The organism is Nonomuraea sp. NPDC050786 (assembly GCF_040654115.1).
Lineage (GTDB): Bacteria > Actinomycetota > Actinomycetes > Streptosporangiales > Streptosporangiaceae > Nonomuraea.
This window is the reverse complement of the sequence record NZ_JBFAHJ010000052.1, coordinates 20,123-41,138: the sequence shown is the minus strand read 5'-3', so window position 1 is coordinate 41,138 and position 21,016 is coordinate 20,123. Positions and strand designations below refer to the sequence as shown.

Sequence of the window (21,016 nt, the reverse complement as noted above, 5' to 3'; positions counted from 1 at the left end):
CAGCGAGCCGCCCACCGACGGCGTGGCCGTCGCGACCTGCGAAGACGCCGTCTCAGATAGGCCGTCCGGTGAACGTTTCACTGAGCCGGGCCCATCCGGACAGGTCGCGCCTGACGCCGTCCCGGAACCCTCCGAATTTCCGCAGGTCGGAGCTATATCCGTTGGATTTTCCGCGATCACTACCGGGACCCCAGCAAGGCCGCCGCGTATGACGCGGCCGTTGCCCGCGCCGTGGAACGCTACCGGGCAGCGCTCGAGGAGAATGATCTTGCGCGACCGACCTCGATATGTGATCGCCCTACCTGGGGGGTTCGCGCAGCCCCGGCCCAAAGCGGAGCGGCGGGCGGCCATGCACGTGATGGCTGTCCTTTCCACGTGCATGGCCGTCCATAAGGGTTCGGTCAGGCGTCGCGGTGGTTGATCGCCAGGGTTGCCAGCAGGAGGGCCACCACGACGTAACCCGCCAGGATGACGGCGGCCGTTGAGGGACCGAAGGCACCTGCGTCGGGTACGGCGGCCAGTTGCCTGGCCAGCGACGGAATCGTCAGGGAGCTGATCCAGTCGTTCCACGGAGCCGGGAGGAAACGCTCGAGCACGGTCGGGGACAGCGGGAGGACGACCAGCGCGATGAGCGCTCCCGGCGTCGACCGTAGGACCGTCGCCAGGCCCAGCCCCAGCACCGCGGCGACGGCGGAGCCGGCGCCGGTGGTCAGCACCTCGGCCAGGGCCGCGGGTTCGGCGAACGAGGCGCCGATCGGACGCCCGGCCACCACGGCCTGTGCGGTGAAGTAGGTGGCGAACGCCAGCACTTGGCCCGCGGCAGCGGCCACGGCGGCCACCACGGCGGCCTTGGCCAGAAGGAGCGTCCACCGGCTCCGGATCGTGGTCAGCGTGAGTCTGATCATGCCGGTGGCGTACTCGCCGGAGATGGCGAACACGCCCAGCATGCCGAACAGCACAGGCGGAATGTCGGCACTGAGGCTGAGACCTGTGCCGACAGGATCGCCGCCGGGGCCGTGGGTGTCGAAGTAGTGCGAGATCGAGTAGGCGGCGAAGCCGGTGAGCGCAAGGGCCGAGAGCGTGGAGGCCAGGGTGTAGTAGGTGGCTCGGAGCGAGCGTAGCTTGAGCCATTCCGATGCGACGAGGTTGATCATTGGGTGATCTCCATGAAGGCCTCCTCCAGTGATGTCCGGCGCGACATCAGCTCGTGAACGGCGCAGCCGTTCGCCAGGGCGATGTCGCCGATGGCGGCTGCGGTCAGGCCGGTCACCAGCAATTCCTCTCCGGCGCCGGCGTCCCGCACGGGGCGCGCATCGACTCCAGCGCCTGCGGGCAGACCGGGCACCGGCTCCTCACCGGCGTTGGCGTCCTGAGCGGGGCGTATGGTTGCGCCGGCCGCTTCGAGTGCGCTGGACAGGCGGGCCGCGTGGGGCGATCGGACCAGTACGCCGCTCTGGAAACGGGCCAGCAGGTCCGCCGTCGAGGCGTCCTCGATCAGCCGGCCCTGGCCGATGATGATGAGCCGGTCAGCGGTGAGGGACATCTCGGTCATCAGGTGGCTCGACAGCAGGACGGTGCGCCCCTCGGCGGCCAGGGATCTGAGCAGTGTCCTGAGCCAGCGGATGCCGTCGGGGTCGAGGCCGTTGACCGGCTCGTCGAGGATGAGCACGCCCGGGTCACCGAGCAGGGCCGCCGCGATGCCGAGGCGCTGGCGCATCCCCTGGGAGAATCCGGCGATCCGCTTGCGGGCCGCCCCGGTCAGGCCGACCTCCTCCAGCACTTCCACGACCCTGCGGCGCCCGATCCCGCCCGCGTACGCCAGCGCCTGGAGGTGAGCGAACGCGCTGCGCCCGCCCTGCACCTCGGTCGCGTCGAGCATGGCGCCGACCTCGCGCATGGGGTCGCGCAGGTCCTGTTTGCGGACGCCGTTGATCAACGCCTGGCCCGATGTGGGTGTGTGGAGGCCGAGGATCATGCGCATGGTGGTGGATTTACCGGCGCCGTTGTGCCCGAGGAAGCCGGTGACCTGCCCGGGCTTGACGCGGAAGGTGAGCCCGGATACCGCGCGGGTGGAGCCGTACAGCTTCGTCAGTTCTGTGACCTCGATCATTTCCCCACCTTCTGGATGATCTCGGCCGGGCAGCGCGTGCCCGGGACAGGCAACTTCCCTGTGGTCAGGTAGGCGCGGACGTGCCGCCGCAGGCAGATGTTTCGCGCCCACGACGCGTGGCCGTCGCCGTGCCACAGGACGCGCGCGGACGGGATCTGCTCGGCCACGTGCGCCTGCCCGAGATAGTTGGTGTTGTTGTCGAGCTTCCCGATCGCGAAGAGGATCGGCGGGGCGTCCTTCACCCGCAATCGATGCGGCGCCCAGGACGCGCCCCCGTTGCGCCCCCAGCATCGCCCGAGCTCGAAGCGTCCCTCGAGCCAGCCCAACCTTGGCGCGATCTCACGCAGTCTGGCCTCGATGCCCTGGAACTCCTCGTACGTGGGCAGCGTCGGCATGAAGTCGTTGCACAAGGAGTCTTGGCTCACGGACGCGCCGCCCTCATCCGGGAGCAGTTCTTCCAGGAAGTCGCTGGCGTCGCCGTCGAGGGCCTTGCGGATGGCGGCGGCGAGCTGGGGCCAGAATGCCGGATTCATGCCTTTGATTGCGCCGGCGTACAGCTGCCCCTCATGCACCGTCCGTCCGGCCGACGCCGGCAGTGGCGCGCGGCGCACCCTGGCGACGAGCTCGTCCCACGCCTTGCCTGCGTCCGTGCCGCGGAGGGCGCAGTCGGTGCGGCGGGCGCACCAGTCGCGGAAGCGGGTGAGATGGCGCTCCTGCGTGAGCGCGTAGTTGCGGATCCAGGGCTCGAACTCCTGCTGGGTGTGATCGGCGGTGCCGTCGAAGTACATGCGGCCGACCCGCTGCGGGAACAGCTCCAGGTAGGCCTGGGCGTAGACGGTGCCGTAGGAGTTGCCCGCGTAAATGAGTTTGTCCAGGCCAAGTGCAGCGCGCAGCGCGTCGATGTCGTGCGCCACATTCCACGCCGTCATCCCACGCCAGGCCGATTTAGCCGCTTTGCGGCAGCTCGCCTCATGGGCCGCGTTCTTGGCAGCGTGGGTGTCCCAGTCCTGCTTCGTCCTGGCCAGGAGCAGTCCGTAGATGGAGGGCTCGGGCTCCGCGCAGCTCACTCTCTTGCCGCTCGCGGGCTCAGCCAGGCCGCGCGGATCGATGGCGATGACGTCGAAGGTCCTCTGCAACTCATCGAGCAGGCTCGGCAGCTCCGGCTGAGCGTCGGGCTGGTTTTTCCGCCTGAGCATCGACGTGCTGGTGCCGGGCCCTCCGAAGTTGATGATCAGAGGCCCGATGCTCTTGCCCGTCGCGGGCAGTTTGGCCACGTGCACCGAGGTTCTGGGCCCGCCTGGATCGGCCCAGTCCACGGGAACGACCAGCTCGGCGCAGCGCAGGCCGTCACCACAGTCCTTCCACACGAGGCCGTGGGCCTGCGCATAGGCCAGCGCGATACCGCCAAGCGGCACGGCGAGACAGGCCGCCAGGCACAGGGCGATGAGTCTGCGTCGGTTCATGGCGGCAACGATGCTGTACGGCGGCGGGCCGCACATCGGAGTCGGATCCGATCTTTGGGATCGGACCAGGGTCATACGGTACGGGCGTACGTGCGCGGAGTAGGACCTTGGTCTGACGGCCCGTGCTCCGATTCGCTCCCAGCCGTTCCTCGATAACGTCGGGTTGTGAATCTGCTCGCCCGGTGGCCTCCGCCCTGGCTGCTCATCCTGGCCGACACCGTGGTCGCGGTGCTGCTCGCGCTGGCGTCCACGGCGAGTCCGCCAGAGCTGGCCACGAACGCCGTGGCGATGGCGCTCTGCTGGCTGCTCGCGGTGCCCGTGGCGGTGCGGCGGGTATGGCCGGAGCCCGCCTTCTACGGTGCGCTCCTGATCGGCCTTGCCGTGCTGGCGCTGCAGGCCAATCGGCTGATGCCGACGGCCGTGGCCGCCCTGGCCATCTACCCGGTGGCGACCGGCCGGCCGGTGCGGCGATCGGCGATCGCCCTGGTGTCGGGCCTGCTCGTCGACGGAGGAGCGCTGCTGCTCTCGATGCCGAGCTCGGCAGGCTATGCGAACGGCTGGCCCGACCCCGTCTCCATCGTCGGTGCGGCCTGGCTGGTCCTCGCGGCGAGCTGGAGCCTCGGCACGGCGGCGCGCACCCGCCGCGAATTCGCCGCCCGCGAGGCCAGGAGGCAGGCCGAGCAGGCGGCGGCCGACGAACGCCTGCGGATCGCGCGCGAGTTGCACGACGTCGTCGCCCATTCGATGAGCCTGATCACCGTCAAGGCGGGGGTGGCGGCCAAGGTCCTGGACAAGCATCCGGAGGAAGGGCGCAAGGCATTACGGGCCATCGAGGAGATCGGGCGCGGCTCGCTCGGGGAGATGCGCCATCTTCTCGGCGTGCTGCGCGCACCCGGCAGCGCGCCCGAGAACACGCCGCCCCCCAGACTGGCCGACCTGCCGTCCCTGGCGCACCGAGCGGCGGAAGCCGGCGTGCGAGTCGACCTGTCGGTGGACGGAACCGTACCCGACAGCATGGCGCCGGCCGTTTACCGCATCGTCCAGGAGGCGATCACCAACGTCGTCAAGCACGCCGCTCCCGCCCACTGCCGGGTCAGCGTGTCGGTCGCCGAAGGGAGGTTGCGGATCTCCGTGGTCGACGACGGGCCCGGGCAGCGGGTGCTGCCGGGGCGGCCGGGTGGGCACGGGCTGGCGGGAATGCGCGAACGAGCCCTGCTGTACGGCGGCACCTTCGAGGCCGGCCCGCTCCCGGGAACGGGGTTCGGCGTGCACGCGTCATGGGAGATCCCTTGACCCGCCTGAGACTTCAACGGAGGGACAGGGCACAGCGCCGGGCGTTCCGGCAGGGCGCGGGCGTGCGCGAACGGCAGGCCATTCGACACAGCGCCGCAGTGGCGCACGAAGGTACGTACGGCCGGCGTCCGAACAGCATCGACGTAGCGGGAGCGATAGGCACGGATCGGCCATGATGGACGTGATGACGAGGATCTTGAGCGTGAGCCGGAGAAAGCGGAGCCGGCGGGTCCGGAGAGGACGTCCGAGGACCGGCCCGGACCTGGTCAGGATGGGTGCGGCAGGGGGAAGCTCGTGATTCGGGTGCTCATCGCCGACGATCAGGCGCTCCTGCGCGGCAGTTTCCGCTTGCTGATCGACTCGGAGGACGACCTCACCGTGGTCGGAGAGGCGGGCAACGGGCGGGAGGCGGTGGCGCTCGCACGTACAGAGTCACCCGACGTGGTGCTCATGGACGTCAGAATGCCCGAGATGGACGGCATCACCGCGACCAGGGAGATCGCCAGGGACACCCGGGTGCTCATCCTGACCACCTTCGACCTCGACGAGTACGTTTATTCGGCGCTGCGCGCGGGTGCCAGCGGATTCCTGCTCAAGGACGCGCCTCCGGACGACCTGTTGAAGGGGATCCGAGTGGTGGCGTCGGGTGAGACGCTGCTCGCACCGACCGTCACCACCAGGCTGATCGCGGAGTTCGTACGGCAGCCCCTCCAGCAGCGCTTTCGCGGGCTCGACACGCTGACGGACCGGGAACGCGAAGTGCTCACCCTCGTCGCCCACGGACTGTCCAACGCCGAGCTCAGCGCGCAGCTCCAGGTGAGCCCCGGGACCGTGAAGACGCATATCGGCCGCCTGCTGGCCAAGCTCAACGCCCGCGACCGCGCCCAGCTCGTCATCGCCGCCTACGAGGCCCGCCTGGTCACGCCGCGTTAGCCGACCGCGCGCCGTGACCGCAGGCCGTGTCACCGCATCACCAGGCCGGCCCGCACACCGGGCATGCGAGGAAAGCATCGGGATCAGGACGCTTGTCGTGGCCCGCAAGCCCGGGGGTCCCATCGTTATCTAGGGTTGGAGGACCCTTCCAGCAGGTCAGAGGACGATGATCTCTTCTTTCACGTAGGCGAAAGTTGTCAGTGGCCGGCCGTAGCCTGGCGCGATGATCCGTAATCCGTGGGAGCAGCGCTCGTTGGATGCTGCCGTCTTCGATGCCCAGGCCGCGGTGCTGGAGTTCGATCAGGCCCGTTCCTGGCTGCGCTCGGCGCTGGCCCGAGCCGATTACGGCTCGGCTTCGATACCCGCAAGCAGGTGACGTCCCGGGAGTTCCGCACGCCGTGGCGCTGATCTTTGTTATCGATAACCTTTGATCGCCACAGCGTGAAGGCGGGCAGCTCACGCTTGGGTCTTGACATGGCGCGGGACACGATCAACGGTGATGTTATCGATAACTCACATTCCGCCGCCCGCACGTGCAAGGAGTACAACCATGCATGCACCCGCCCGGTTATCCGTCCACGTGAGGGGCCGGCGCCGTCGTCCTCCCGCGGTCGTGGCCGCGTGCCTGCTGACGGCGGTCGTCACCGCCCTGTCGTGGGCGGTGGCGCTGCCGGCCTCGGCGGCGCCCGCCCCGCTGGTCAGCGCCTCCTCCCAGCGATGCCTCGACGTGAAGGGCAACGTCGACACGCTGGGCACGGCACTCGACATCTGGGACTGCAACGGCCAGCCCAACCAGGGATTCGAGTTCACCTCGGCCGGTGAGCTGCGCACCCTGAACGGCACCCGCTGCGTCGATGCGGACAGAGGCCAGACCACCCCGGGAACCATCGTGCTCATCTGGTCCTGCAACGGGCAGGCGAACCAGAAGTGGCGCAAGAACACCGACGGCTCCATCACCGGCACCCAGTCCGGGCTCTGCCTCGACGTCAACATGGCCGGCACCGCCAACGGCACCGCGGTCATCCTGTGGACCTGCAACGGCCAGAGCAACCAGAAGTGGAACGGCACGACCGGCGGCGGCAGCACGCTCGTGGTGGACGCCGCCACTGCCGTACGGCCGGTCACGCGCGTCGGCTCCGGCACCCTGTACGGGCTGTCCGACGCCAACACCCCACCCGTCTCGATCATGCAGCCGCTGAAGCTGCACCAGCTCCGGCAGCCGCCCCCGCTGCACCAGCACCGGCCCAACGGCTCCCCCGTCCCGATCGGCGACACGCTGGACATCGCGGCCAACGCCAAGGCCATCGGCGCGGTGATCACCGTCGACATGGCCGACAGCTTCGACGGCTTCCCCTACAACTGGACGAACTGGGATGACTGGTACAGCCGCATCGACAAGATGATCGCGGCGGTCAAGGCGCGCCCGGACATCACCAACATCGACGCCTGGGAACCGTGGAACGAACCCGACTGGACCTGGCCGTCCTCGGCGGGCAGCTTCAACGACGGGTGGGTCCGCACGTACCGGCGCATCCGCCAGAGCGAGCCCAATACGGCAATCATGGGCCCGAGCGAATCGCACTGGGACGTCAACCGGATGCGCTCGTTCCTGACCAACGCCAAGGCGACCGGCACCCTGCCGCAGATCGTGTCGTGGCACGAGCTCAGCGGATGGCAGCAGGTCACCGCCAACGTCCAGGCCTACCGGGCGCTGGAGCGCGAGCTCGGCATCTCCGCCCTGCCGATCTCCATCAACGAGTACGCCACCCGTGACGAGATCGACGTGCCGAGCAGCGCGAACCACTACGTTGCCCAGTTCGAACGCTCGGGCGTGCGCGACGCCGAGCGGGCGTTCTGGTTCGAGGCCGGCACGCTCAACGGCCTGCTGTACAACGGCCGGCCGACCGCGTCGTACTGGATGTACAAGTGGTACGCCGACCAGAGCGGCAGCATCGTCAAGGTCACCCCGGCCGCCTCCAACGACGGCGTGGCCGCCTACGACGCCGGCACGCGCACCTTCAGCCTCGTCTTCGGCGGCCAGTCGGGCAACAGCACGATCCGGGTCGACGGGCTCGGCGCGCTGGGCTCCTCCGTCACCGGCACGCTGGAGTACGTGCCCGGCTCGGGACGCACCACGAACGTCTCCGGCGCGACCCAGCTCTCGTCGGCCGCCTACACCGTGACCAACGGCAGCGTCACCGTTCCGGTCAACGGCCAGGACGCCAACGGCGCGTACCGCCTCACGCTGACGCCCCGGTAGGCACCCCGTGAGACCGCCGGCGTCCGGGGCGCCGGCGGTCTCACCCGCCGTCAGGGCTCTTCGCGGACCAGGTGGACTGCACGGCCGACAGCTCGCCGTCCGGCGGCAGCAGGCGGTACTGCCGGCCGTGCTGGACCAGCGGGCGGATCCGCTTGTAGGCCGCGACCAGCTTGGCGGCCGGTCCAGATCGGCCTGGCTCCACTCGGCCAGGTCCCCGCCGACGGCCAGCACGCCTGCCATGGCCACATGGAAGCGGAAGTCGAGCGGGATCTGGCGCCCGGTGCAGGGGTTGGGGCTGTCGGTGCCCCAGGCGCCCATGACCCGGGCCGGGTAGAGCTGCGAGAAGCCGTGCTGGATGTCCAGCCGGTCGAGGGCGTCGGTGTTGTCGGAGGTCCACACCTGGTCGGTACGCCGCAGGATGCCCAGGTCCACCCGCCCGCCGCCGCTGCTGCACGACTCGATCCGGACGTGGGGGTGGGCGGCGCGCAGCCGGTCGAGCACGTCGTACAGGATGCGGACGTGGCCGAGCCACAGCCGCTCGTCCGGGCCGGCCTCGGTGAAGGGCAGTGTCGACCCGCCCGCCCGGGGCATGGCGTGCCTCTTCTGCCTTATTTGGAATCTGGGCGATCTACCTTGGTCGTCCATGGTGGAGATCATCTGGGACAAGTTCCCCCTGGTCGCTGGGCAGGAGCAAGCACGGCGATGGCTGCAGTTCACGGCCAACATCGGACGCGCACCGAACACGGTCACGGCGTACGGCCGGGCCCTTGAGGATCATCTGCGGTTCTGCGTCTTGGTCGGTGCCGATCCGCTGACGATACGGGCCGATGTGATCGCCGCCTGGATCGGCGACTTGCACGAACGGCCGAACCCTCGTACCGCCAAGCTCGTGCATCTCGATTCGGGTACGGGCCTGGCCAACGCCACGATTCAGCAGTACGTGATCGCGGCCCGATCGTTTTACGAGTTCCTCGTCGAAGACGGGCTGCGCGAGCGCACCCAGTGCGCCCCGGCCAGTCCGGACGGCGGGGCCGTCGCCCCCGGCAAGGCCTGGTGCGCCGAGTGGAGAAAGCGCCGTGGATCCCCAATGAGTGGGATTGGCAGAAGATCCTCCAGGCCACCGGCGCCGAGCCGCTACGCAACCGGCTCATGCTCGCCCTGGCCTACGACGGCGCGCTGCGCCGTGAACCCGTCCGGTGGCGGCCAGCCGTGGAAGTACTACGACCTGGGCGACGGCTACTGCAGCTACGACTTCTTCGCCAAATGCCCGCACCGCCTGGCCTGCGCGCGCTGCCCGTTTTACCTGCCTAAGGACAGCCACCGCGGCCAGCTCCTGGAGGTCAAGAACGGCATCGAGCAGATGCTGGAACAGCTCGACCTTACTGACGAGGAACGTCAGGCACTTGAAGGAGACAGGGAAGCTGTCACCGCGCTCGCCGAACGCCTCGCCAACATCCCCACCCCGGCCGGCCCCACGCCTGAGGAACTCGGTGGCCAACCGGCCTTCATCCCGCTCACGGTTCTGCGAGATAGCCTGCCTGGAGGTTCAGCATGAGCGACCAGGTCACCCACCCACTCGCCAGGCAGGGACCTCAAATATCACCAAGGACCACTGTCTCTGTTGATGTGAAGGAGCAGCGTCTGTCGGCTATCGCGGCCCGCTGGCAATGCAGGCATCCCTGCGGATTTGGTGCCGCTTCGACACCCACCCGTCAGCGAGCTCCTTGCGAGATGTCGGCGAGAAGCGGGGCAAAGTAGCCACCGTATTGACTTGGCCAGGGCCTGAACCGCCCCGCGCCGTTGGTGCTGCTATCTCTCACCGACATTTGGCCCGCATCAGTCGCTGAGCGCCGCAAGAAGGTGTCCTGCGACAGCGAACCTTGGGCTTGTGTCATCGAAGCTTGAGCGACTCGGGAAGCCGGGCGTTCGGCTCCGCTCTACGCCGGGGGTGGCTGCTCACCTCACTGGGATGCCTCACTGGGAGATCAGGATCAGCCGGACTCCGCGAGCAGATGTACGACACCGGCCGGATTCTTGATCCAGTGGGTTCTGGAATCGAGGTTCTCCAGGGGCTCCACCTCGTCACACGGGTGGATACCGATGCCGGCCAGTTTGCTCGTCGCCGCGTCCAGGTCATCGGTGTGGAGCTGCAGCCACAGGTCGGGCTGGCTGTAGTTGTCGACGCAGTCGAGCCACAGCGTATTGGGACCGAACCGCACCGAATGGGTTCTCGAGACGGTCGGAGCGTAGGAGACGTCGTCCTCCTTGACGTCGAAGCCCAGAGTGTCGCGGTAGAAGGCCACGGTGGCCTCGTACTGTGCCTTGGGGATCTTCATGGCGATGTTCAGGCCGGCCGTGAATTCAGGCTTGCTCATCGTTGCGTGACTCCTTGGTTCGTGTCAGTGGCGTCCAGTGCACGTTCCAGCGCAGCCAGCCGGTCATCCCACCGGTTGGCGAGCCCGGCCAGCCACACCTGGGCCGTGCGAATGGCAGCTGGTTCCAACCGGTAGGGGTGGCGGCGGCCGGCTGGTTCGCCGGTGCTGATCAGGCCCGCTTCGGCGAGTTGGCCGAGGTGCTTGGCGACCGCCTGGCGGCTGATCGGCAACCGTCGCGCCAGATCAGTGACGGTTGCGGGCCCGGCGCGGGCGAGCTCCTCCAGCAGCGCCCGCCGCGTCGGATCGGTGAGCGCCGCGAACACCGCGACGGCCTGCCCTTCTGAATCAGGCGGCCGCATCGAGGTAGGTCTCCAGGTCGACGAGCTCCGTGTCCCATCCCTGACTGTTGGCCTTGTGGGCGGACCGGGCCACGTCGTCGGCGGCTCGGGCGAATCCGCTCTCCACGAGGCGCAGCCGAGTGCCGTCCGGTACCGGCTCCAGGGTGAAGTCCACAAGCGTCTGGGGTGCGTCATCCTCCGGCAGGCCCTCGATTCCCCACCTGAACGCGAAACGGTGTGGTGGGTCGACCACCGCGATCGTGGCGACGGATTCCTCCCCGAGGTCGTCCCAACGGAAGAACGCTCGCCCGCCGGGCCGCAGATCTATCTCCGCTACCGAGCCGAACCACCGCGAGAGCCCTTCCGCGGTGGTCAGCGCGGCCCACACCCGCTCGATGGGGTGCCGCAGCACCGCCACACGTTCGATCGCGTCCGAAACCATGCCCCACCCTCCTTCGCAACCTGTAGGTTGCCATTAATTGGCAACCTACAGGTTGCAATCGTTGCCCACAAGCCCCGGCTCGAAGAGCGGCTTACTACGCACCCGCAAATGCGGTACCCCTCACCAGCCTGGACGGCCACCTGCACGACCGAACCGGAGCCACGATCGGGGCACGCCCTCACCAGGGTCGCCGGCCGGGATCGATGCCGTCCTGACCGACGCCGATGTCCACGATCACACGGTGTCCTAAGTCGCTCAATCTTCGATGACACAAGCTCAAGGTTCGCTGTCACAGGGCAGAAGGCGTCAAGGCTCCGTGCAGCCCGCGTTGCGATCTCACGGTCTAGGCCTCCTGAACCCAGCGATCGTTACCTCAGATTCGCAATAACGTGCCCCTCCCGGATCAGGCACGGGAGGGGCCGGGAAAGGGGGTTTCAGAAGGTGGAGCCGGGCGCGGGGGCGCTGCTCTCCCTGACGATGAGTTCGGGCTCGCTCCAGGCGGGTACGGCCGGGGCGTTCTGCGGGTCCAGCCTGCGGTGCAGCAGGCCGAAGCAGGCCCGGCCGAGCCCTTCGAAGTCGAGCCGTACGGTGGTGAGCGAGGGGTTGAGGTAGGCCGCGGGAGGCGAGTCGTCGAAGCCGACGACGCTGAGGTCGCCGGGGATGTGCCGGCCGGCCTCGCGGGCGGCCCGCATCACGCCCAGCGCGAGGTCGTCGTTGCCGCACAGGATCGCGGTGACCGAGGGGTCGGCCACCAGGGGGCGGACGGCCAGGTAGCCCGAGCGCGGGCTCCAGCCGCCGTGCAGCGGTTCGGGCAGCGGCCGTCCCGCGGCGCGCAGCGCGTCCGCCCAGCCCTGGGTGCGCTGGGGCAGATCGCTGGTGGAGGAGGGGATGGCCACGTAGTGCACGGTCCGGTGACCGAGGCTGAGCAGGTAGCGGGTGGCGTGCGCGGCCGCCGCCCGGTCGTCCAGCCACACCTGCCAGGGGTCGGGCGCCTCGGCGCCGGGACGGCGCTCCACGGCCGCTGCCATCGGGACGTCCGGTGGCAGCGACGCGAGCGCCCGCACCCCGGCGTCGTCGTAGGCGATCACCATGACCGCCTCTCCCGGCCGGTTGAGCCGTTCGGCGACGTCCCGCTGGCCGGATCCGGGCTCCAGCACGCTGATCCCGACCGAGAACCCGGCCGTCCTGGCCGCCTCCTCCATCCCGCGCAGCGTGGCGGCCGCGCCGTACAGGGAGGTGTCGGAGGTCAGCACGGTGACCGAGCGCACCGGGCCGCCGGCCAGCATCCGGGCCAGCTTGTTGGGCCGGTAGCCCAGTTCCTCGATGACCCGCAGGACCTTGGCCCGCGTCTCCGCGCTGACCCGGCCCTTGCCGTTGATCACGCGGGAGACGGTCTGCTGGGAGACACCGGCCACCCGGGCGACGTCCCAGATGCTCGCGGAGCGGCGGGGGACGTCCTCGCCGGAGATGTGACCGGTAACTTCCACAGGAGGGACCTTACTTGATGGCGACATTGGCCTCATTGGTGATCTTAGTCGCGGCGTCCTGCGGGGGACGTCTGCCCCAGCCAGACCTGGTTGACGAGGTCGAGTGCTTTGACGTTGTAGGTTGTCCGGATCGCCGAGAGAGCTGCTGCGGCTCTTGAGAAGCGAAAAGGGCCGAGCCAGAGGCGATGAGGTGAGAGTTACCGATAACATCCCTCGCGTCAAGGGCTTGGAGCTGTACATGGGGTGGCGCCGGAGTACGGCAGACATGGGCCGCGCCGGGGGCCTGCGCCGTTCCCGGAACGGCGCACTCGCAGGTCAGCGCTGTGGGGCAACCGTGAGAGGCAATCTGGCCCACGCCGGGGCACGGTCATCCACAGCCGAAACCCTGGCCTTCGGAACCCTCGGCTGACGTGTAGTTTTCGATGGCTGTGGCCCGTTCCAGCCATACTCCGGTTGCACCCGCTCAACCGGCGTTCATCCCTCTCACCGTGCTTCGCGACAGCCTTCCCGGAGACCGTGCGTGAGGATCGCCGCTGGCCACGGTCTATCTGATGACGGCCAGGTTAACGTTCTCGGGCCTCTCCCGACCGCCGAGCAGCAAGTGAGAGGACGAGCGCAAGGACGAGGAGGACCAGCCCGGCTGCGGAGGCCTGCGCCAGGGCAGCGGAGGCCCCCCATACGTCGGTGGCGCGCCCGGCGAGGGAGGCCGCCAGTGCCGAACCGGCCGCACTGGCGGAGTTGTTCCAGGAGAAGGCCTGGGTGAGGACGGCTGGGTGGACGGCCTTTTCCGTGAGGACGTTCAGCAGGACGAGCGTGGGCGGTACCGCGGCCTCCGTGAGTACCACAGCCACTCCGAGCCAGGTGGTGGACGGCGCGAGGGGAAGCAGCAGCGCCGCGCCCGTCAGATAGGCGGTGGCGATGACGAGTTGGCGGCGCGCCGGGGTGAGGTGCCGTCGCAGCCCGTAGAGCCAGCCGGAGAGCAGTCCGCTGAGGCTGGCGGCGGCGATGATCGGCGGGGCCGCGCCGGGAATCCCGTGGCTGATGGCGAAGGAGCTCACGGAGACCCCCATGGTTCCGAAGTACAGGCCGATGGCCAGGTTGAGCAGGGCGAGGAGGAGGAAGATGGGCTGCAGCAGGGTCCGCCCAGTGCGGGCACGTTCGGCGTGCTCGCGGGCGGGCGGAGGCGCGGTGCGGCCCTGGGCGGCCAGCGCTCCTCCGCCGCCGAGGATCAGGGCCACGGCAATGGTGCTGGCCAGGGCCGCGTTGCCGACCGCGCCGAGCGAGGTGGCCAGCACCGGCCCGAGGAGGAAGGCGGTGGCGTTGGCCAGGGATTCCAGGGAGAAGGCGGTGGGCAACTCGCCGGCCCGTTCGCCGCGCAGCAGGTGGGCCCAGCGGGCTGCGGACAGGGCGCCGAGCGGGGGGACTACCGCGCCGGCGCAGGTGGCGGCGATGATCGCGGCGGTGGGGGTGGTGGATGCAAGGACGCCGGTGATGGCGGCACCGTGGGCGAGGAGGGAGAACGGCAGGACGCGGGTCTGGCCGAGCCGGTCGACCAAGCGGGCCAGTTGCGGGCCGATCAGGGCCTCGGCGAGGGCGAATCCGGCGGTGGCGAGGCCGGCGGTGCCGTAGGAGCCGGTGCGGGCGTGCAGCAACCAGACCAGGCCGACGCCGGTCATGGCGATGCCGACGCGGCCGGCAGCGGCGGTGAGGAAGAAGGCGGCGGCGCCGGGGGCGCGCAGCAGGGAGCGGTAGCCGGTGGCGGCGTGGGGCATGAGGGTGTCCTTCATCGCCGCCCGGCAGGGCGAGCCACCTGGGGTCGCCGGCGCCTGAGTGATGTAGAAAGGTGCGGCCCCTGGCCCGCCGAGGGACGTCCAAGACTGCGGTGAGACGGGACACGCGCCCTCACCGCCGCCCCGACACCGGGCGGAGGAGAAACTTCGAGCCCAGACCAAGGCGGATCCGGGCGACTGGGGCAATGCTAGCAGGACGGACTTCCTCGACGACGCCCACCGCCTGGGGCTGCGCCTCCGTGGACAATGGCCTTCTTCAACGCTGGCTCGCAGCCATAGCCCTCAAGATCGTCACCTCATATTCGCAATAACGTGCCCCTTCGGCGAAAGGCCCCCGGCGGTGCCGGGCCTTTCGCCATTCCGTGAAGGCGCCCAGGACGTCGCCGTACTCGAGGTCGCCCGCGTCCAGGTCACGGGTCTTCCCGGTGCACACGTCCACGGCAGCCAGGTAGACCTCGTCGGCCTCGTCCGAGAGGCGCACCATCACCTCGTTGGCGTTGAGCCAGCGCTCCACGGTGTCGATCTCTTGGGCACCGTCCTCGTCCACCAGGCGCCGTAGTTTGGTGACGTGTCCGGTGCGCGTATCCAGCGTGATCACGCGCTCGTCGTCGTCGGCCACGGCGAGCGTCCGGCCGTCGGGTGAGAGCGCCGCGCCGCTGATGCCCACCTCGGCGTCGACGCGGAAGCGGCGTCCGGCCAGCTTGATCTTCGTGTCCGACGAGGCCTCGCTCGCCATGGACTCGTCGATCACGCGCTTGCCGTCGTCCGTGATGGCCATGGTCCAGGCGCCGTAGGTCGTCCTGCCCTTGGTGAAGTCAAGCATCGGGCTGTCGGCGCCGCTCTGGAGGAAGTTGACCGCGAAGTAGCGGCCGTTGCGCGAGGAGACGAACTCGGGATCGGAGCCGTGCAGCTGGATCGCGAACGTCTTGTACTTGCCGGTGGCCAGGTCGCGGACCACGTAGTCGTTCTGGGTGTCCAGGTAGGTGACGCGCCGGCCGTCCTGGCTGACGGCCACGTCCGGCACCGGCGTGGTCTGCTTGGCGGCCTGGGAGGCGTCCAGCCGCCACTCAGTGCCCGACTTGCCCACCAGCCGCCACTGGGCGCACTCCGGGGGCTTGCGCGTGTCGTAGGGGGCGTCGCTGTTGCAGAAGCCTTGATAGGCACGACTGATCGGCTCGTCCAGGCGCTCCGGCAACGGGTCGGGCTGCGGCTCCTCGGCGGTGGGCGTGGGGTCGAGCTCTGTGGGTGTGAGGTCGGGCTCGGAGATCGGGGCGTCGGCCCGCTGGGCGTGTGGCCGATTTGAAGCTGTCGCTACATGGCAATATTGCCACGTCTGTCACCGCAGCCAAGCTAGTCGGGTAAGCAACAGTTCTTGAGTTGAGGGCGCTGGATCCTCCTCACCCTGCACGCTCACTGCCTGCGAACTGCGTCTTCTCCCGTTTGCCAGATCGATCACCGCACACCGAAGTAACTTCACTCTCCGTGAAGATTCTGTCACGGGAGTGATGGGACGGCAGCGCCGATGAAGTCGGGAGGTGTGGGTTGGCGCTGGGAGTCGTACGAGATCTACGCGATCATCGAGCCCCAGGCGGCGAAGAAGATCTTGTCGCCTTCGAGACGGACGTCCTGGCAGGGTTCGTGCTGGCTCGCGCGTCGGCCGGGCTGACCGACAGCACCATCCGCAACGACACCAATCATCTGGAGCTGATCCGGGACTGGTTCGGCCGGCCGCTGTGGGAGATGCAGCCCGAAGACGGCGACGTCTACTTCGGCAAGGTGCTGCGAGAGGCCAAGCCCTCCACCCGCACCGGCCGAGCAGCCGCTCTGACGGTGTTCTTCCGGTTTCTGGAGCTCAGACACAAGGTTGAGCTGCACAACCTCACCGGCCGAGTCGTCGAGTGCCCGCTCGATGAGGTCAACCGTCCACGGCTGTCGGTGGATCCGCAACTGCGCATCCCACCGACCGCCGAGGAGATCGAGCAGCTGTTCGCCGGATGGCGCGAAGAGCTGCTGAGCTGCCGCAAGTTCGCCCCGGCGACCCGCAACTACGCCGTGGCCCGGCTGGTCGCCGATGTCGGACTACGGATCAACGAAGCCCGGATGCTGGACCTGGAGGACGTGCGCTGGGAACTGGGCCGGTTCGGCAAGCTGAACGTCCGCCACGGGAAGGGATCTCGCCGCAAAGGGCCCAAGCCACGGCTGGTACCCCTGATCAACGGCGCCGATCGCAGCCTGCGCTGGTTCGTCGAGGACGTCCTCGGGCTGTTCGAACTCGACCTGTCCAGCCACCGCACCCCGCTGTTCCCCTCCGAGAGGAAGAACGCCGAGGGCACCTGCACCCGCGCCACGGCGGACGTGTTTCGCCGCGCCTTGATCGACGCCGTCGACCGCCACCTGCCGACCTGGTCGGGACGACTAACACCGCACGTGCTGCGGCACTTTTGCGCCTCCCAGCTCTACCTGGCCGGGATGAACCTGTTCGCAATCCAGGAGTTGCTCGGCCACGCCTGGACCGGCACCACGGCCAGATACATCCACGTCCATGCCACCCATGTCGAAGACGCCTGGGTCACCGGACAGCGCCGCGTCGCCGACCGATGGAAAGGACTCACCCGATGAAATGGAACCTGCGCCTGGCGGCCGCCAACCGCGGGATCTGGAAGGCCAGCGAGTTCCAGCGGATGCTCGCCGAGCGTGGCCTGGTCATCAGCGCCGGCAAGATGTCGGGGCTGTGGTCGGGAAGCCCCAACGTGGTCAAGCTCGATGAGCTTGATGTCATCTGCACCGTGCTGGATTGTGGCGTCGACGAACTGCTGATCCCCGAACCCGAGGCTGTCGCCGAGCCGCGGCACCACAACGATGACCAGACCACGGCGGTCGGCCAAGATCGGCCGGTCACCCCGCGCACCGGAGCCGGACGGTCGCTTCCCCCTCGATGAACTGCGCACACTGCAGCACCCCGTTGCCAGAGAAGCGACGCCGGAATCAGGTCTACTGCAGCAACGCATGCTCGGCGCGAGCGTCAGAGCGTCGGCGCAAGGACGGCCAGCCGGTCCCGCCGCGCTGGCAGCACCCAGCGTTGACGGCAAATGATCCGGTGCTGCGCGCAGCGGCGCGTCACGCTCAGGAACTCGGCCAAGTTGGCGGCTGGAACCCCTCGACCACCAGATGCGTGCTGGATGGGCTCGTCACGGTGCTGACTGACCTCCCCCCAGGTGAGCGCGTCCCACTCAGCGAGGTCCGAGCCCGGCCGCACCGCTGGGTGTCGCGCCCTCGGCTCGTCGAAGTGCTCACCGATCTGGGCCTGCTCCACGATGACTCCGCTCCGGCGATTAGATCCTGGATCGACCGCGTCACAAGTTCTTACGCTCCCGGCTTCATCAATCCCGTTCGTCAGTGGCTGCTGGTCCTGCTCAACGGCGACACCAGGTCACGACCCCGGTCCGCATCCAGCATCTATGTCTACTTCGGATGCATCCGGCCGTTCCTCGACGACTGGGCGGCGCGCTACGACCACCTACGGGAGGTCACCCGCTCCGACGTCCGCACGGCGCTTGGACTGCTCAGCGGCTCACAACGCGCCACCACGACCAGTGCCCTGCGATCGCTCTTCAGATTCGCCAAGAAGCGCGGCCTGATCTTCTCCAACCCGACGACCGGGCTGAAGGGTCGCCCGGCGGACTTCGCCCTACTCCCAATGGCTGATGAGGAGATTCGAGCCATCGAGCAACTGGCCGACGACCTCGCCGGACGAGTCATCATCGCCCTGGCAGCCGACAACGCCGCTCGCACCGGAGCCATCCGAGGCCTGACGCTCGACGACCTCGACCTGGCCAACCGGCGAATCACACTCGCCGGCCGCCGCCAACGACTAGGCGACCTCAGCCATCGAGCGCTCCGCCGCTGGCTCCGCCACCGCCGCACCACTTGGCCGCACACCTCCAACCCCCACGTCCTCATCAGCGACAAGACCGCACACGGCACAGGCCCCATCAGCCAGCAATTCGTGTCGCTGCGGATGAACCGCACCGGATGCAGCGTCGACCGGATACGCAAGGACCGCATCCTCCACGAAGCCCTCGCCGCGAGGGCGGACCCGCTCCACCTGTCGTTGGTCTTCGGGATCTCCCACAGCACCGCCGCCAGATACTCCGCCGTCGCCGAGCACCTACTCGCCGACGAACTCGACCACGCGCCTCAGTAGTGATCTTTCCTTGGACTGTGACACCTGGGGGTCTGGTCCGGGGCCGAGGAACAGCGGTACAGCCGATATCGGTGAGATTGATCTTGGTGGTGGCGCTGCTCGCCGCCGGTGTGTCATCTGCCCCGAACGAGGCATCTTCCCCGAGGTCAGGATCTCTTGATAGGGGTCGTCGTGTGCTGTCCTGAGCGGAGCGCCCGGGTGCTCGGCGACCCGGCCGCACCCGCCGCCGTACGCGACGGCCTAGAGGACGGGCGCGCTACGGCTGACGCCGCCGAGCGGCTGCTGGCCCCGGGAGGCCGGCACGAGTACGCCCCCGTCCGCGTGGTCGACGTCGCCACGGCCGACGTCCTGGTGATGGACGGCGCCCCACGATGATCAAAGCCACTCAGCTACGAGCTGACCAGAGTCCGGCCAAGCTCGACGATACGCTCAAAGATCTCCCCGACACTTGATCGGCCAGTGCCGCGTATCGTCGCTGTGTGAGGCGTGATGAGGTCTATCGGGATCGGGCGCGAGCCGGGTCCTTCGGTTCGGTGGCTCAGCAGTACGACCGTTACCGTCCGAGCTACCCGGAAGCATTGCTGGATGATCTGGCGGCCAGCCGTCCCGCACGCGTGCTGGACGTGGGATGTGGCACCGGCAAGGTGGCCGTGGCTCTGGCCGGGCGGGGCCTGTCGGTGCTTGGAGTCGAGGCGGACGAGCGCATGGCGCAAGTTGCGCGGGGCCACGGCATTGAGGTGGAGGTTGCCCGCTTCGAAACGTGGAACGACGCAGAACGACGCTTTGATCTCATCGCCTGCGGCGACGCATGGCACTGGATCGACCCGGAGCTTGGCATCGCGAAAGCGGCACGGGTGCTGCGCCCAGGCGGAGTCATCGCCTGGTTCTGGACCTCCTGCGAGGTGGACGAACCTGTGGCAGAGGCCTTCGACGCCGTGTACTCCGCCCATGCACCAGAAGTTGCACGGATTTGGCGGCACCCCTCCGGTCATCACCGTGACCTGTTGGCAGGGAGTGACGCATTCTCCGCGATCGAGGAGAGGACCTACCCTTCGCAGCGCGCGCTGACCACGGACGAGTGGATCGGGCTAGTCGCGACAGTCAGCGATCATCTCCGGCTCGGAAACGAGCGGCTCACCGCGCTGCTGAGGGAGCTGCGCGTAGCGCTCGAATCCCTTGGCGGCTGGGTGCACGCGCGCCACGAGACTACTGCTCTGTTCACAGATCGTCTCTGATCCTTGATCAAGTGCTTAAGTCCGAGGACGCGGTGATCGAACCGATGCCGGGCCGGATCGGTCCAACCAAAAACAAGATCAATCTCGCCGATAACGGCTGTACCGCTGTTCCTCAGCCCCGTGGTCGAACTCTCCGCGTTTTCAGACCTCACCGACCGAACGGGCGGCTGTTCTCGATGAAAGTCCTTCAGTCCGGCTGAACTCACGGCGGACGTATCGGTAAGAGTCGTGCAACCAGGTACACCCGTACACCCGAGCCGACGACGTCGTCTCAGTGCTGACCGGCGCCAACGGCGCGTTCCGCGACGAGCCGTTCTCCTTCCTGTTCCGCGACTCCCGTGCGGGGCGACCGCGAAACACGCGGTCGCCCCGCCGTCGTAACCGGGCCTATCGCCGATCAGCGGGAACAGGGGCGCGCCGGTGCCCTCGCCGCCTAAATGACCTCACCCCACTTGCCCGGTTCGATGCCGCTCGGTTCGTAGATGCCCTTCCTGCGAACGGGAACGGATTCGCCGGGCAGTTCGGTCTCCTCGAAGCGCCACTGCTGGTTGGAGGAGCTTCCGAGGGGCGCCAAGACGGCCCTGTAGCGGCCGTCGTCGGCGGGCAGGAGGGTGGCGACCATGTTGTCGTGTGTGGTGGGCCAGAACGTGCCGTCGCCGGCCTTCCACTGGGTCTGGTCGGTCCTGCCCCAGCCGTACAGGCCCAGCTCGACCGCCTGGGTGCCGTCCAGGGAGCCGACGTGGAGGGCGAAGGAGCTGCGAATGTCCTTGTTGACGTTGACCAGGTGCCACTCAGGGTCGCCGTAGGTGTTGGGGACGTCGTTGAACCACCAGACCTCGGCCCGGTCGTGCTTGGGCTTGCGCACGGTCAGGACCTGGTCGTTGGTGTGGGAGTAGGGGATGAAGCCCACCTCGCCGGTCAGGCGGTCGTAGGCCTTTTGGGCGCCATGGGTAGTGCCCCCGTGCGCGGCGGCCAGGCACAGCCCGGTGTCGGCGTTGATGATGCGGAAGAACTTCGCGGTCGGAAAACCGTTGCCCATGTCACTCCTTGAAGTTGTCGACGACAACAGCGCCTCAGTAACTACTT

21 protein-coding genes and 1 pseudogene are annotated in these 21,016 nt (G+C 68.4%); 10 read left to right on the top strand and 12 right to left on the bottom strand.

The annotated features are described in order from the left end of the window. Positions 1-401: 401 nt before the first annotated feature. Genes AB0H84_RS51050 through AB0H84_RS51040 form a run of 3 tightly spaced genes read right to left on the bottom strand, consistent with a single transcriptional unit; the run spans position 402 to position 3,573 of the window. On the bottom strand, positions 402-1,154 hold the full coding sequence (locus tag AB0H84_RS51050; RefSeq protein WP_357621333.1) for an ABC transporter permease subunit: 753 nt from the start codon (positions 1,152-1,154) through the stop codon (positions 402-404). Beyond that, a complete protein-coding gene (locus AB0H84_RS51045) occupies positions 1,151-2,110 on the bottom strand; it encodes an ATP-binding cassette domain-containing protein (RefSeq protein ID WP_357621330.1) in 960 nt (319 codons plus the stop codon). The genes AB0H84_RS51050 and AB0H84_RS51045 overlap by 4 nt, the downstream gene beginning before the upstream one ends. After that, positions 2,107-3,573 carry an alpha/beta fold hydrolase gene (locus AB0H84_RS51040; RefSeq protein ID WP_357621327.1) on the bottom strand — a complete coding sequence of 489 codons (1,467 nt, stop codon included), beginning with the start codon at positions 3,571-3,573 and terminating at the stop codon, positions 2,107-2,109. The genes AB0H84_RS51045 and AB0H84_RS51040 overlap by 4 nt, the downstream gene beginning before the upstream one ends. 165 nt (positions 3,574-3,738) lie before the next feature. Here AB0H84_RS51040 and AB0H84_RS51035 point away from each other — a divergent pair, with 165 nt between their 5' ends. From AB0H84_RS51035 to AB0H84_RS51020, 4 genes are all read left to right on the top strand, one after another. Beyond that, entirely contained in the window at positions 3,739-4,866 is a 1,128-nt protein-coding gene (locus AB0H84_RS51035; protein WP_357621324.1) for a sensor histidine kinase, read from the top strand. 294 nt (positions 4,867-5,160) lie between these two features. Further along, positions 5,161-5,799 (top strand): response regulator transcription factor, encoded by a 639-nt coding sequence (locus tag AB0H84_RS51030; protein ID WP_357621321.1) that lies wholly within the window; start codon positions 5,161-5,163, stop codon positions 5,797-5,799. A 223-nt stretch (positions 5,800-6,022) separates the two neighbouring features. Then, positions 6,023-6,175, top strand: coding sequence for a hypothetical protein (locus AB0H84_RS51025; RefSeq protein ID WP_357621318.1), 153 nt, complete (start codon positions 6,023-6,025; stop codon positions 6,173-6,175). A 174-nt stretch (positions 6,176-6,349) separates the two neighbouring features. Next, a complete protein-coding gene (locus AB0H84_RS51020) occupies positions 6,350-8,059 on the top strand; it encodes a lectin (protein ID WP_357621315.1) in 1,710 nt (569 codons plus the stop codon). Positions 8,060-8,099: 40 nt separating this feature from the next. On the opposite strand, the gene AB0H84_RS51015 is transcribed toward AB0H84_RS51020, so the two are convergent. Both AB0H84_RS51015 and AB0H84_RS51010 read right to left on the bottom strand, forming a co-directional pair. Next, positions 8,100-8,261, bottom strand: a complete 162-nt coding sequence (locus tag AB0H84_RS51015) for a hypothetical protein (RefSeq protein ID WP_357621312.1) — start codon at positions 8,259-8,261, stop codon at positions 8,100-8,102. A 44-nt stretch (positions 8,262-8,305) separates the two neighbouring features. Beyond that, positions 8,306-8,569, bottom strand: a pseudogene (locus AB0H84_RS51010) (alpha-galactosidase); the annotation flags it as partial. A 133-nt stretch (positions 8,570-8,702) separates the two neighbouring features. Between AB0H84_RS51010 and AB0H84_RS51005 the strand changes: the two are divergent. Then, positions 8,703-9,614, top strand: coding sequence for a site-specific integrase (locus tag AB0H84_RS51005; protein WP_357621309.1), 912 nt, complete (start codon positions 8,703-8,705; stop codon positions 9,612-9,614). 436 nt (positions 9,615-10,050) lie between these two features. On the opposite strand, the gene AB0H84_RS51000 is transcribed toward AB0H84_RS51005, so the two are convergent. The 6 genes from AB0H84_RS51000 to AB0H84_RS50975 form a co-directional block, all read right to left on the bottom strand. Further along, complete coding sequence (locus tag AB0H84_RS51000; protein WP_357621306.1) at positions 10,051-10,434, bottom strand: VOC family protein; 384 nt, start codon at positions 10,432-10,434, stop codon at positions 10,051-10,053. Beyond that, positions 10,431-10,757, bottom strand: a complete 327-nt coding sequence (locus AB0H84_RS50995; protein WP_357621303.1) for a metalloregulator ArsR/SmtB family transcription factor — start codon at positions 10,755-10,757, stop codon at positions 10,431-10,433. Before AB0H84_RS50995 ends, AB0H84_RS51000 begins: the two co-directional genes overlap by 4 nt. A gap of 22 nt (positions 10,758-10,779) precedes the next feature. Then, positions 10,780-11,214, bottom strand: a complete 435-nt coding sequence (locus AB0H84_RS50990) for an SRPBCC domain-containing protein (protein WP_357621300.1) — start codon at positions 11,212-11,214, stop codon at positions 10,780-10,782. 434 nt (positions 11,215-11,648) lie between these two features. Continuing rightward, positions 11,649-12,701, bottom strand: coding sequence for a LacI family DNA-binding transcriptional regulator (locus AB0H84_RS50985; protein ID WP_357621297.1), 1,053 nt, complete (start codon positions 12,699-12,701; stop codon positions 11,649-11,651). A 563-nt stretch (positions 12,702-13,264) separates the two neighbouring features. Beyond that, positions 13,265-14,473, bottom strand: a complete 1,209-nt coding sequence (locus tag AB0H84_RS50980) for an MFS transporter (protein ID WP_357621294.1) — start codon at positions 14,471-14,473, stop codon at positions 13,265-13,267. Between the two features lie 274 nt (positions 14,474-14,747). After that, complete coding sequence (locus AB0H84_RS50975; RefSeq protein WP_357621291.1) at positions 14,748-15,686, bottom strand: hypothetical protein; 939 nt, start codon at positions 15,684-15,686, stop codon at positions 14,748-14,750. A 443-nt stretch (positions 15,687-16,129) separates the two neighbouring features. Here AB0H84_RS50975 and AB0H84_RS50970 point away from each other — a divergent pair, with 443 nt between their 5' ends. The 5 genes from AB0H84_RS50970 to AB0H84_RS50950 all read left to right on the top strand — a co-directional run bounded on the left by AB0H84_RS50970 (position 16,130) and on the right by AB0H84_RS50950 (position 19,930). Next, positions 16,130-17,110 carry a site-specific integrase gene (locus tag AB0H84_RS50970; RefSeq protein ID WP_357621288.1) on the top strand — a complete coding sequence of 327 codons (981 nt, stop codon included), beginning with the start codon at positions 16,130-16,132 and terminating at the stop codon, positions 17,108-17,110. Further along, positions 17,107-17,430 carry a helix-turn-helix transcriptional regulator gene (locus AB0H84_RS50965; protein WP_357621285.1) on the top strand — a complete coding sequence of 108 codons (324 nt, stop codon included), beginning with the start codon at positions 17,107-17,109 and terminating at the stop codon, positions 17,428-17,430. Before AB0H84_RS50970 ends, AB0H84_RS50965 begins: the two co-directional genes overlap by 4 nt. A 254-nt stretch (positions 17,431-17,684) precedes the next feature. Then, positions 17,685-18,695: a hypothetical protein gene (locus AB0H84_RS50960; protein WP_357621283.1), complete on the top strand. Its 1,011-nt coding sequence runs from the start codon at positions 17,685-17,687 to the stop codon at positions 18,693-18,695. A gap of 156 nt (positions 18,696-18,851) precedes the next feature. Further along, complete coding sequence (locus AB0H84_RS50955) at positions 18,852-19,070, top strand: hypothetical protein (RefSeq protein WP_357621280.1); 219 nt, start codon at positions 18,852-18,854, stop codon at positions 19,068-19,070. A gap of 104 nt (positions 19,071-19,174) precedes the next feature. Further along, the gene (locus AB0H84_RS50950; protein WP_357621277.1) at positions 19,175-19,930 is read left to right on the top strand and encodes a methyltransferase domain-containing protein; all 756 of its coding nucleotides are present in this window, start codon (positions 19,175-19,177) and stop codon (positions 19,928-19,930) included. 433 nt (positions 19,931-20,363) lie between these two features. On the opposite strand, the gene AB0H84_RS50945 is transcribed toward AB0H84_RS50950, so the two are convergent. After that, positions 20,364-20,969: a hypothetical protein gene (locus AB0H84_RS50945; RefSeq protein ID WP_357621274.1), complete on the bottom strand. Its 606-nt coding sequence runs from the start codon at positions 20,967-20,969 to the stop codon at positions 20,364-20,366. Between the last annotated feature and the right edge of the window lie 47 nt (positions 20,970-21,016).